The sequence below is a fragment of the Vreelandella profundi genome, assembly GCF_019722725.1.
GTDB classification, from domain to species: domain Bacteria; phylum Pseudomonadota; class Gammaproteobacteria; order Pseudomonadales; family Halomonadaceae; genus Vreelandella; species Vreelandella profundi.
Genome location: NZ_CP077941.1, coordinates 2,575,203 through 2,587,534 on the forward strand (window position 1 = coordinate 2,575,203; position 12,332 = coordinate 2,587,534).

Sequence of the window (12,332 nt, forward strand, 5' to 3'; positions counted from 1 at the left end):
AGGAGAGCCACGATGGAACTAGGAATTAAAGGTCGCTGGGCAGTGGTTTGTGCCGCGAGCAAGGGTCTGGGTAAAGGGTGCGCCATGGCACTTGCCCAAGAGGGAGTGAATCTGGTCATTAATGCCCGCAATAGCGAAACCTTGGCGGCCACGGCGCAACAGTTAAAAGCGCTGAATCCGAGTATTGAAGTCGTCACCGTTGCTGGCGACATTGGTGATGCGCAGGTGCGTGCGGCGATGTTAGAGGCCTGCCCCCAGGTCGACATTCTTATCAATAATAATGGCGGGCCACCGCCGGGCGATTTTCGTGATTGGAGCCGGTCTGACTGGCTCAAGGCATTAGAAGCCAACATGATCACACCCATCGAGCTTATCAAAGCCACCGTTGACGGCATGGCGGAGCGCGGCTTTGGGCGCGTGGTGAATATTACCTCCGGTGCCGTAAAAGCCCCGATCGAAGTACTCGGGCTGTCTAATGGCGCTCGCAGTGGGCTGACGGGGTTTATTGCGGGATTATCGCGTCAGCCTCAATTGGTGAGTCGCAACGTCACCATCAATAATCTTTTGCCTGGCCCGTTTGAGACAGAACGCCTTGAAAGCGCCTTAGCATCTGAAGCCAACATTTCTGGCCACAGCCTGAAAGACGTGACTGAAAAGCGCTTAAGCGGTGTGCCTGCCGGTCGGTTTGGCACGGCAGAAGAGTTTGGCGCATTTTGCGCATTTATTTGCAGCCAGCATGCCGGCTACATGACGGGGCAAAACTTTTTGCTGGATGGCGGTAGCTACCCCGGCACTTTTTAACGTTTGCACTCCCCCTCTCGTTTGCACTCTTTGCCTCTCACAGTTGCCTGTTTCTCGGATGAAAATTCGAAAGCCGGCAGCTGCCTATCAATAATACCCGCCATTATCTGTGCGCCAGGCCTGCCCAGACCTGGAACGCGATTACCGCGCTGACTCTCCTGACTGGCGCACTAATCGTTGACAGGCTAACGTTCTTTATATAGAACGATAGGATACGCATAACCGCATTAAAGAACACCCGGGCGGTACGTCATGGATAAGCTTTCACTCACTACGCTAGGTCAACACCTGCAGACGCTGCGCATGGCGCGGGGCTGGTCGCTTTCGCAACTAGCCAATGATGCAGGCATCGCTAAATCTAATCTGTGCCGCCTTGAGCAGGGTAATGGCAACCCCACGCTGGATACTATCTGGCGGCTGGCGGTACAGCTCAATGTCCCCTTCGGCACGCTGGTAGCCCCGATTACCGTGCCGCTAGGCGAGGATGGTGTTCAGGTGCGCCTGATTGATCAAGGCAAAGGCATCCCGCAAGTGGATGCCTACTGGATGCGCTGTGCGCCTCATACGCTTCGCCACGCCGAATCTCATACGCCTGGCACCCGAGAGTCGCTAACGCTGATTAGCGGCTGCCTGGAAGCGGGGCCAGATGATGCGACGATAGCGCTTACCCCAGGGCAGACGGTGATATTCCCCGCCGACCAGCCACACCTTTATCGCACCCAGGCCGTGGAGGCCACTTTAATAATGACTATCATCTATGGTGAAAAAGGCAATACGCCATGAGCCAGCCTGCTCGTCACACACCTATTCGCTCAACCGTAAAAGGGGTCCGGGAAGCCATTCCGCTGCTGGGAGGCTATATACCGGTCTCACTCTCCTTTGGCCTGGTGGCGACTCAAGCTGGCTTTAGCACCTGGGAAGCCGCCGCGATTTCAGCGCTTATTTACGCCGGTGCGTCGCAGTTTCTCTTTGTCGGTATGGTGGCGGCGGGTTCACCGCTATGGTTAGTGGTGGCAATGACACTACTCATCAACGTGCGCCATGTCGTTTACGGCCCTAATCTAGCGTCATGGCTGCCACCCAGCCGCCACTGGCCTTGGTTAATGCATGGTTTGACCGATCAAGTCTTTGCCCTCGCCCTGACTCGACTGCCTCAGCTTTCCGCCCCCGAGCGTTTTAGCTGGTTTATGGGGGCCTCTTTGCTGGCGTGGGGAGTATGGATAGTGGGCACGGTAGTAGGCGCCACCGCTGGCGAAACGTTAACCGCGCGCTGGCCGCTGCTTGGCGAGGTTATGCCGTTTGCTCTGCCCGCGCTATTTCTGACCATGGTGGCGCCGCGCTTTACCGATAAGCGCTGGGCATTGGCGATGGGCTGCACCATTCTTTCAGCGCTGCTATTCACGCTTTATGGCTGGAGCAACGTGGCTATTCCGCTGGCCGCTGCCTGCGGCGCGCTGTGCTTCTACATTGTGAAGTTTCAGACGGGAGCGCGCACGCTATGAGCACCGAGCTTTGGATAGCCGTTATAGCGTGCGCCATCGGCACGCTGTTAATGCGCGTTATTCCTTTTCTATGGATGCAGCGCCGTCTCAATAGCGATACCGGCATCAATAATATGCCTCAGTGGCTGGGCATTCTCGGCCCACTGATGATTGCCGCCGTACTGGGCGTTTCGATTATGCCGGTTAACCCCAGTGCTATTGCCTGGATCGCAACGGCCATTGGGCTTTCCGTCACGCTGGCTGTATGGACTCGGCTACGTTCATTAGGCTGGCCCGTGGCCGCTGGGGTGGCCGTTTTTGGTCTCGTACAAATGGCGGCTTACATTTGATAATGCGTTGCATTGACTTTTACTGCATGACATCATCGCGGCTCTCTAATTTCCGCCGGCCTGACAGTGATCTTCAACCTTAACGCTCACCGCCATTACCGCAAAATATTACGGTGCGTGTTACTGGCGGCCTGCGCAACACTGGCATATTCCATTGCCGGGGCTAGCGATGAGCAGCCCGCTGCGCCTGCGCGCATCGTCACGCTGTATCAGGGCGCTACCGATAGTGCGGTCGCCCTGGGTATAACACCCGTCGGCGTGGTCGATTCATGGTTAGAAAAACCCATGTACCGCTACCTGCGTGACGCGCTTACTGACGTAGAGCACGTAGGCTTAGAAACTCAGCCCAATCTAGAAAAAATTGCCTGGCTGGCGCCTGACTTAGTGGTTGCAAGCGATTTTCGCCATGCCCGCATAGCCCCGCTATTGAGCGCTATCGCCACCACGGTGGCTGCGCCGAAGGTATTCGACTTCAGAGCGACGCTTACCATGATCGCCAATGCCACCGGGCGAGAGGCGCAGGCAAGCGAGCTACTGCAACGCTGGGATGCTCGGGTTGCCGATTTTCGCCAGCAGATAGCCGCTCAAATGGGCAATGAATGGCCGCAAAAGGTGGCCGTCATTCGCTTCAAGAGCGACCACGTGCGCATTTATACCAGTGGTTTTGCAGGCTCCATTTTAGATGACCTGGGCTTTGAGCAACCCGATACGCTACAAACTCAGGGCTGGGGTATGAAGCTTTCCAGCACCGAAAACATTCCGGCGCTGGATGCCGACGTCATCTTTGTACTGCTAGAGCCAGACGATGCCGCCATTGCTAATAATTACCGGCACTGGGCTTCTCACCCGTTATGGCAACAATTAAGCGCCGTTCAAAACCAGCGCGTGTTTGAAGCCGAGCCCGTGAGCTGGATGATGGGCGGCGGCATACTGGCGGCAAATGCCATGCTAGACGACCTGTATAGCCATTATGGGTTGACGCAACCGCTGCCCCGCCAAGCCTGTCGCGCTCTTGCCGCCACTAGCGTGGAGCAAACGACATGCTGAACAGCCGAACTGCAAAAAGCCTGGGCCTTTTGCTGGCAGCCTTCACGGCACTTGCGGCCTTTTTCGCTAGCGTGATGCTCGGCACCACCGACATCCCGCTGGCATCATTAGCGGCCGCAGTTCATCACTATGACCCCACCCAAATCGATCACATCATTTTATTCAACGAGCGCTTACCCCGCGCGGTGATTGCCACTCTGGTCGGCGCCAGCTTAGCCATTGCGGGGGCGCTGATGCAGACCATGACGCGCAATCCGCTGGCATCACCGGGCATTTTAGGCATCAACGCAGGCGCCATGTTTTTTGTGGTGGTCGCGGTTTCCTTCCTACCGCTGCGTACACCCGCTGACTATGTGTGGGCCGCACTGCTAGGCGCGCTTGTCGCCGCAGCGCTCGTGGTCATTCTCAGCCGAGACCGTCACGGCGAGCTTTCGCCCCTTCGCGTTGTGTTAGCGGGCGTAGCCGTCACCGCTATGTTTGTCTCGTTCAGCCAAGGGCTGCTGGTGATGGATCAGCAAAGTTTTGAAAGCGTCCTTTACTGGCTGGCGGGGTCGGTGTCCGGGCGCGACCTTTCCCTGGTCACGCCGCTATTGCCTCTTTTCGGCGCTGCAATGCTGCTAAGCGCGCTGCTAGTGCGCCACGCAAACGCATTAATGCTAGGCGACGACATGGTCACTGCGCTGGGCATGCAGGCGACGACGATCAAGCTGCTGTTAGGACTTATCGTGATTGTATTAGCGGGCAGCTCTGTTGCATTGGCAGGCATGATTGGTTTTGTGGGCCTGATCGTACCCCACATGGCGCGAGGCATCTTTGGCATTGACCATCGCTGGCTGCTGCCCAGCTGCGCGTTACTCGGCGCTTGCTTGCTGCTGCTGGCCGACGTGGCTTCACGGTTTTTAATGCCGCCGCAAGAAGTACCGGTGGGTGTGATGACCGCCCTCATTGGCACGCCCTTCTTTATTTATTTGGCGCGACGCAAGATGACTAGCCAATGACTAAATCCACTGTGCTTTTGCTAAGCCTGTTACTAGCGGCTAGCGCCGGACTTTCGCTATGTTTAGGCAGTTTTCCAACGCCGCCGTTAGAGGTGCTAGGTGCCCTAACAGCGCCGCAAAATAGCGACATTACCTTTATCATTTGGGAACTGAGGCTACCCCGCATTGCGTTGGCAATACTCGTTGGTGCCGCCCAGGCGATGGCGGGGGCTATTCTGCAAAGCATTGTGCGTAACCCGCTGGCCTCTCCCGATGTGATTGGTATTACCAGCGGCGCGGCGCTAGCGGCAGTGCTTTTTTTAGCGTTACTGAGCGCCCATGTCAGTATTCACTGGCTACCTTTCGCGGCCATGCTAGGCGCGCTTATATCAGCGCTGCTGGTGATTAGCCTCAGTTGGAAAAACGGCATTAGTCCATCGCGCATGGTGCTGGTCGGTATCGGCCTGGCGGCAGCCACTGGCGCGGGTACCACGCTGTTGATTGTGATCAGCGATGACGCTGCCGCCATGACCGCCTACGTATGGCTAACCGGCAGCCTGTATGCCGCGCAGTGGAAGGATGTGGAGGGGATATTGCCGTGGCTCTTAGTGTCGGTGCCCATCTGCTTGGCCTTTGCGCGTCATGCCGATGCCATGGCACTGGGTGACAGCGTTGCCGAAGGGCTGGGAGTGCCTATTTTGCGTAGCCGGATGATATTACTGGCCTGTAGCGTGGCGTTAGCCGGGGCCGCGGTGGCCTTCGCCGGTGGCTTAAGCTTTGTAGGTCTGATTGCGCCCCACCTAGCGGTGAGGCTGGTGGGGCGTAATATGGCACGGCTAGTGCCCGCCTCTGCGCTGGTCGGCGCGCTGATCGTACTGTACGCCGACTTGCTTGGCAGAGTGGCCTTCTTACCGAAAGACCTACCTGCAGGTATTTTCGTGGCAGGTATCGGCGCGCCCTTCTTTGTTTATCTATTGCATAGAACCCGCCAACAACGTTAGAAATCCAAACGATAGCCGAAGGTCACGGTTCTGCCGCGCCCTGCAAAATAGCGTTCGTCATTAACCAGCGCGCTTTGTGAATAGTAGGTGACGTACTGCTCGTCTAACAGGTTGGCCACGCCCACGTTGACCTGACCGACCGGCAGTTTATATCCCACCGCCGCATCCATTAGCACATAGCCATCAAACTCACGATCTTCCTCGTCAAAGGTTTCATCAAAGGCATAGTTTGCCTGTACAAACGTCGAGAGTTCATCCGTCCAATTCGCTGACCAGCTGGCGACCAGGCGATCCGGCGACACATCAAGCCCTGACAGTTTGGAATCTAGGCTACCGTCCTCATTACTGTCAAAACGCCCTTCCATACGTGAGTAGGCCACGCGGCCGGAATGCTGCTCGGTAAATTGATAATCCACCGAGGCTTCTAGCCCTTTAATCTCGGTTTCCTCGCGGCTCAAAAAGAAGACATCATCGATTTCCGTCAGGCGGCTGCCGAACTCAGAGGACGATTCGTAATAGCTTAGCTCAGCCGCTAAGCGCCCGTTCTCAAAACGTACGCCGGTCTCAACATTATCGGTGACGATGGGGCGAAGGTTATCAATGCTATTGACCGACTGTCCGGGTGTCGAAATACCACGCAGTGCACGCCCTACATCTGGGATCACAAACCCTTCGGAGTAATTGGCGAAGAGGCTCCAGTTATCAACGGGTTTCCACACAACCCCGGCGTTATACAGCGTTTCATTAAAGCTGGGGGCACCACCTTCGACCTCAACGCCATTGTTAGCCGCAACGGTCTGGTAGCCACCGATATCTAGCTTGGCATATTCATAGCGGGCGCCAGCGGATAAAAGCAGCGAATCGATGGGCCTAAACTCGGCTTGAATGAAAGGCGAAAGATCGGTGTACTCTGTCGACGGCACATAGGTACGGTCAGATTGATACAGGTACTGCTCCGTTTCATCAAACAGCGTATCAAAGCCGCCGGTCAGCGAGAGCCGGTCGCTAAATAGATCATCCTTAGTCAGCGATACTTTGGTACCAAATTTGCTAGTCGTCGCCAACGTTTGATCATAAAAACTACCCACTGGCGCAATAGCGGGGTCTTGGAAGGTCCCGGAGTTGGTCGCGCCAAACAGTGCCTCATAGTCCTGGTAGAACACCTGAGCACTTAAGCGCATCCCAGCGAGATCGTAGTGATCGTAACTCAGCCCCGTCGTCCACACGCGGTTATAAGGCACATCGCCCTCTGGGGTTCCACGCTCAGAGGTGGTTACCACACCGTTAGCACGGTCACCCGTCACGCTGACGTAATTATTTTGCCCTTCAATATCAAAATGATTCAGGGTCAATTGCAGGCGCTGATTATCATCGATCCAGTAGGCCACCTTGCCTAAAAAGTCATAGGAGCGAGAGTCCATCAGATCGCCCTGCGTGTTATCGACGCCGACAGCATCACCGCTACCGTCGAGGAAAAGCCCCTGCTTCTCGACGCTCGCCGAGAAGAGATAATCGATATCGCCGGTATTGCCACTCACGCCATAATTCGTTTCATAGCTCAGCGTGTCGCTATCCAGCTCGCTGGTAGGGGTTGTCACCCTAACCTCTGCATGTTGGTTGTAGGAACCTGGTTCCGGGCGCTTGGTAATCAGGTTAATCACGCCACCCGCCGCCCCAACGCCATTGGTCGCGTTGGCGCCTTGAATGACTTCAATTTGCTCAACCATGGAAAAATCGATGGTATGCGCTTCACGCCCTGTGGGACGTAGCGGATTAGACTGGGGAATACCGTCAATCAAAATCAGCGGCGTGCGGCCGCGTAGCGTCTCACCACTGCCGCTCATCTTCTGGCGGGCAGGCGAATAGGACGGCAGCAGGTTGCTTAGTACTTGCGATGAATCGCTGGAAATCTGCAGCTGCTGATCAATTTCCTCTTTAGTGATAATGCGCACTGTTTGCGGTGAATCGTCTTTCGTCGCATTAGTTCGTGAGGCGGTCACGACCATTGTTTGATCCGAGCCACCACGGCTACTTTGTGAATCAGCTACAGCCGTACTTTGCGCGTGGGCCTGACTTACAGCGACCAAACCAGCGAGTGTTACCGTTGGCCAAAACACTAGTCGATTCTTAATGCGCATGTTCTTTTTGTACCTTTGGAGTGAACGATCAGTGGAAAGCGTAATACATATACGAATGATAATGATTGTATTATGCATATAAACGGATTCAGGTCTACTAAACCGGAACGAAGCGTTCGCTTTTTTGAAATCCGCTTATTTGCGCTTATTATTCTGCACGCTATAGAAACCAGCACTCCTCAGAAAGCACCCGCTCATTCCTGATGTTAAATATTGAAAATGAGAATATTTTGTCTTACGGTGCTGCCTGCTTTGGCCATCCAATGAGCCCATCTATACCTATGCCACACTCTTTAGATACACAGCCCCGATTAACAGGCGAAGCCTTATCGGCTGGCTACGAGACTCGCCCCGTATTAAAAGGCGTGGATATCGCCATAGCGCAAGGCAAGTTAACGGTGCTTCTAGGGCCTAACGGCAGTGGCAAATCGACGCTTTTAAAAACGCTTGCACGAACGCTTACCCCCAGCGCCGGCCACGTGTATTTAGATGGTAAGGACATTCACCACAGCAATACGCGAGACGTGGCGAAACGACTTGGCATACTTCCCCAAGGGCCCATCGCCCCTGAAGGACTAACCGTTAAACAGCTGGTTGGTATGGGGCGTTTTCCCCATCAGACGCTGTGGCGCCAGGATAATAAGCAGGATGCCGAAGCCATTCGCGAGGCAATGGCCTACACCAACGTTACCGAGTTCGCCGACCGCAACGTGGATGCGCTTTCTGGTGGGCAGCGCCAACGCTGCTGGATTGCCATGGTGCTAGCGCAGAAAACCGATTTAATTCTGCTCGATGAACCCACCACCTTTCTTGATCTAAAGGTGCAGGTCGATCTTCTAGAGCTGCTTTCTCGCCTCGCCCACGAACATGGGCGCACTCTGTTATTAGTGCTTCACGACCTAAACCTGGCCGCCGCCTACGCCGACTATTTAGTGATGATGTGCGATGGCCGCATAGTCACCAGCGGCGCGCCCAGCGAGATCTTTACCGCCGCAAACCTAAAACGCGTATTTGACCTAGAGGCACGCGTGCTCCACGACCCCGAAAGCGGCAGCCCGGTGTGCGTACCGCGCAAGCAACCTGCCAGCGGACTTGCGCCAATCCAATAGTGGATAGCTAACTATTAGAGCGTCATTGATGCCTGCTAATAAACAGCCAAGAGTATTGAAGCAGAGGAATCAGCGAGAGGTTTTGAGCGTTGACAGCCGCAGCGGGCCTGCCTCGACAGTTATCATGGTTTCTAGCACTTATGCTTTAAATACTGCTCTAGTTGTTCGGCAAAGAACTGTGTCGTTTCACGTTCACGAGCCTGATAGTCTGTGCTAAGAGCAACCAATTCACGAACCTTTTGCTAGAAGCGCTTCTCCGCGGCCCTATATCTCGAATGCGCCCTAGCAGCTCATCAAAGAAGTCCCAGCCACCGGAATTCTTCAGCTTCGTTATATTGGGCCGTTAATCGCTTATGGTTCACAGCGACTAGGTCAGCCATTATACAAGCCGGAAGTTCCGTCAGACACTATGGAAATGCCGGATAAAAAAAGCCTAAGTCGGCGGGGAAATTGCTGAGACAATGCGCCAATGGAGCGATTCTTTCGGAGCTTAAAGGTTGAATGGATACCTACGCATGGGTATCGCTCATTCTTGCAGGGCCAATATCATATCGTGAGCTATTTAATCGGATATTACAGCCAGCTTCGTCCCCATCAGCATAACGGTGGAATGTGACCGAACCAGGCAAAGGAAAAGTACCGGGTTAACTATAAACCGGTGGCCAGTTTTACTTGACCACTAAAGGTGAGTGTTTACTATCCGTATTCAGAATGGAAATCCTCTATCCGCAACCAAGACGCATATTGTGAGACTTCCTGAAAAGCTTCCTCCCTGAGGATGCGCTTGGCGATTATTGCAACCTCCTCCGGTAGATTTCCCAGCTCACCAGTGCGGCACATGATGACGAGTTGGCGATATACAGGGGGCCCCGGTAACGGCTCGCACTTTACGCTGGCAAGATGGCTCTTGGCCTGCAACAAGCACAAGGGGGTCGTCATAGTCCAGCCCAGCCCCGAGGCCACCATCGACAGAACCGCATCGGCGGTATCAAACTCTAGCCCAGGACCCGGTTGCAGTCGCAGCCACTTCAGATAATTCTCTGCCTCTGTACCGCTGGGTGTGCGCCCGGAATAGCGGATAAAAGCCAGCGACTGCACCAGAGTCTTCAGCTCCCGGTATTTCTTATCGAAGCTTTTTGGCAGCGCCAGTACGTAAGCTTCCTGCAGCAACGGTAACTGAGATATACCGGGCATGGGCGCCGGTGGCGGCATAGTGATGGCGAGGTCGAGGTCTCGATTTCTGATCCCCTCCCACATAATCGGCGATACACCTGAAATCACGCTAAGATTCTTGGCACGGTCCGCAATGTTCTTGATCAACGAAGGGCCACCGGTTGACGCGAACGAATCCACCAGCCCGCAGCGCAGCAGAGGCATCTGCTTGGCGCTGGCAGTACACAACTGGTTTCTCAGTGCTGTCATCTCAGACAACCAGCGACTAGCGCTACTATAGACGGCATTGCCGGCGACCGTGACGTGCATAGGCCTCATGCTCCTGTCGAGTAGCGTCACTCCGAGCTCGGTTTCGAGCATTTTGACCGCCTGTGAAATGGCGGACTGAGTCATTGCCAGCTTCTTGGCAGCATCCGACATGCTGCGGGTTTCAACGACGGCCACGTAGATCGCCAATACTTTGGCATCGAATGGCAGTTGATAGCGCATGAGAACATACCTGTCACATATTAGTATTATAAATATTAATATTAGGGATAAGATATTTCCATTCTTATTATAGTGCACCCCTGCCAGTGGCATTATTAAACCGCCACGATAAATGCACCGCTGTGCTATCCGGGCCACCCCAACTGGACGAGGCAACATATCTGCTTGCCGAAAAGGTCAGCCTGCCCTGACCAATTGTCATAGGTGGAAATGGGGCTTCCCTGCACTTATATCACAAACGCCACACTTTAAAATAAGGATAAATATCAATGGGATTTTCAAGAAAATCCGATGATCTCGAAAAGTCTAATGGCCGACAGGAACAACCCTTCGCTCACCAGGAGGAGCCATCCCGTTGCGAGAACACCGAATACAAGGAACAGCATCCATTCTTGATGCTGTCCATCATTTTAGTCTTGGTATGTATTGCCGCCAACTTCATTCCCAGCGGAGTGTTTGAAAGAACAGTCGTAGATGGTAGAACGCTTATCGACCCAGAATCTTTCCAGATTGTCGACAAGGCTTATATCGGATTTACTGACTTTTTTCAGTCCTTCTTTGAGGGTTTCAAGCAAGCAAGCGGCTTGATGGCCATGGTGCTATTTGTAGGTGGGGCCTTCGGCGTTATCAAACATATCGGCTTGCTGGAAGCATCAATCAACTCACTCGCAGAAAAGCTGCAACATCTACACTTCCTGCCGATGACCCTGACCCTAATCCTTTCTTTCGGAACGCTAGTATCCTTGACCGGCATGTATGAGTTGAGCATTGTGCTAGTGCCTCTTATCGTTCCGCTGTACTTGCGTTTTGGTTATGATGTGATGGTAGGTACGGCTGTCGTATTGATTGGCGCATGTGCTGGGCTGGGCGCAGGGATGACCAACCCATTCTTTACAGCTATTGCTCAAAATATCGCTGAACTTCCGCTGTATTCCGGCATATTTTTTCGCATGTTCGTCTTTCTGACACTAGCCCTGTTTGGCCTTGTTTTTATTTACTTATATGCAAGAAAAATCAAATCCGATCCTACTAAATCTATTGTCCACGATTTACCCATCAAGTTCGGTAAAGTTGAAAACCTAAACTCCAACATGTCGCCAGCATTGAAGAGAGCGGCGGTAGTTTTTCTGGGCATGTTTGCTTTTCTAATCTATGGAAGCATCAATCTTGGGTTCTCCTTCTCGCAGATGTCAGCCACCTTCATTGCCATAGCCATCTTCGTCGGCTTAGCATACGGAGTTGGTCCCAACCGCATCTGCCATATGTTTGCTCGCGGCATGTCGGAGATGATGATTGCAGCAATGGTGATATTTTTCGCACGCTCCATCCTGTACGTAATGGAAGAGGCACAGGTGATTGATACCGTCATCAATTATCTTGCCGGACTCATTGGTGGCGTCAGCGGACAAGCTGGGGCGTCACTCATCCTACTTGTACAGACGACGATTAATTTTTTGATTCCATCTGGCAGTGGGCAAGCTGCAATCACCATGCCGATTATCATCCCACTGTCTGACATTATGGATGTCAATAGACAGGTAGCCATCCTAGCCTCACAACTCGGAGATGGGATGTCCAATTTTATATTTCCAACCAATGGCGCCTTGATCGCAATTCTTTCCGTCGCAGGAATTCCATACCTCAGGTGGCTGAGATTCTTCGGCCCTCTGTACCTCATCCTCTTAGCTGCATCCATTATGCTGGTGTCAATCGCCTCAATGATTGGCTATGGCCCATTCTAACCTTACAGGAAAAGGAGATTCTTC

The 12,332-nt window shown here is 53.7% G+C and carries 11 protein-coding genes and 1 pseudogene; 10 read left to right on the forward strand and 2 right to left on the reverse strand.

What is annotated here, in order from left to right; translation table 11 throughout:
• Positions 1 to 12: 12 nt before the first annotated feature.
• From KUO20_RS11795 to KUO20_RS11825, 7 genes are all read left to right on the forward strand, one after another.
• Entirely contained in the window at positions 13 to 801 is a 789-nt protein-coding gene (locus tag KUO20_RS11795) for an SDR family oxidoreductase (protein ID WP_235040053.1), read from the forward strand.
• Positions 802 to 1,053: 252 nt separating this feature from the next.
• Positions 1,054 to 1,584: a helix-turn-helix domain-containing protein gene (locus tag KUO20_RS11800; protein ID WP_235040054.1), complete on the forward strand. Its 531-nt coding sequence runs from the start codon at positions 1,054 to 1,056 to the stop codon at positions 1,582 to 1,584.
• Positions 1,581 to 2,303 carry an AzlC family ABC transporter permease gene (locus KUO20_RS11805; RefSeq protein ID WP_235040055.1) on the forward strand — a complete coding sequence of 241 codons (723 nt, stop codon included), beginning with the start codon at positions 1,581 to 1,583 and terminating at the stop codon, positions 2,301 to 2,303. The genes KUO20_RS11800 and KUO20_RS11805 overlap by 4 nt, the downstream gene beginning before the upstream one ends.
• The gene (locus KUO20_RS11810; RefSeq protein WP_235040056.1) at positions 2,300 to 2,632 is read left to right on the forward strand and encodes an AzlD domain-containing protein; all 333 of its coding nucleotides are present in this window, start codon (positions 2,300 to 2,302) and stop codon (positions 2,630 to 2,632) included. Before KUO20_RS11805 ends, KUO20_RS11810 begins: the two co-directional genes overlap by 4 nt.
• A 117-nt stretch (positions 2,633 to 2,749) precedes the next feature.
• A complete protein-coding gene (locus tag KUO20_RS11815) occupies positions 2,750 to 3,679 on the forward strand; it encodes an ABC transporter substrate-binding protein (RefSeq protein WP_422823077.1) in 930 nt (309 codons plus the stop codon).
• The gene (locus KUO20_RS11820; RefSeq protein ID WP_235040057.1) at positions 3,673 to 4,677 is read left to right on the forward strand and encodes a FecCD family ABC transporter permease; all 1,005 of its coding nucleotides are present in this window, start codon (positions 3,673 to 3,675) and stop codon (positions 4,675 to 4,677) included. Before KUO20_RS11815 ends, KUO20_RS11820 begins: the two co-directional genes overlap by 7 nt.
• The gene (locus KUO20_RS11825) at positions 4,674 to 5,657 is read left to right on the forward strand and encodes a FecCD family ABC transporter permease (protein WP_235040058.1); all 984 of its coding nucleotides are present in this window, start codon (positions 4,674 to 4,676) and stop codon (positions 5,655 to 5,657) included. Before KUO20_RS11820 ends, KUO20_RS11825 begins: the two co-directional genes overlap by 4 nt.
• Here KUO20_RS11825 and KUO20_RS11830 read toward each other — a convergent pair.
• A complete protein-coding gene (locus KUO20_RS11830; protein ID WP_235040059.1) occupies positions 5,654 to 7,795 on the reverse strand; it encodes a TonB-dependent receptor in 2,142 nt (713 codons plus the stop codon). The two genes, KUO20_RS11825 and KUO20_RS11830, sit on opposite strands and share 4 nt — an antisense overlap.
• A 281-nt stretch (positions 7,796 to 8,076) precedes the next feature.
• On the opposite strand from KUO20_RS11830, the gene KUO20_RS11835 reads away from it, so the two are divergent.
• Together KUO20_RS11835 and KUO20_RS11840 are read left to right on the forward strand one after the other, a co-directional pair.
• Positions 8,077 to 8,904, forward strand: a complete 828-nt coding sequence (locus KUO20_RS11835; RefSeq protein ID WP_235040060.1) for an ABC transporter ATP-binding protein — start codon at positions 8,077 to 8,079, stop codon at positions 8,902 to 8,904.
• Between the two features lie 374 nt (positions 8,905 to 9,278).
• Positions 9,279 to 9,520 (forward strand): annotated as a pseudogene (locus KUO20_RS11840) (integrase core domain-containing protein); the annotation flags it as partial.
• A gap of 80 nt (positions 9,521 to 9,600) precedes the next feature.
• Here the strand turns inward: KUO20_RS11840 and KUO20_RS11845 are convergent.
• On the reverse strand, positions 9,601 to 10,566 hold the full coding sequence (locus KUO20_RS11845) for a LysR family transcriptional regulator (RefSeq protein ID WP_235040061.1): 966 nt from the start codon (positions 10,564 to 10,566) through the stop codon (positions 9,601 to 9,603).
• Positions 10,567 to 10,835: 269 nt separating this feature from the next.
• Here KUO20_RS11845 and KUO20_RS11850 point away from each other — a divergent pair, with 269 nt between their 5' ends.
• The gene (locus tag KUO20_RS11850) at positions 10,836 to 12,308 is read left to right on the forward strand and encodes a YfcC family protein (protein WP_235040062.1); all 1,473 of its coding nucleotides are present in this window, start codon (positions 10,836 to 10,838) and stop codon (positions 12,306 to 12,308) included.
• Positions 12,309 to 12,332: the final 24 nt, after the last annotated feature.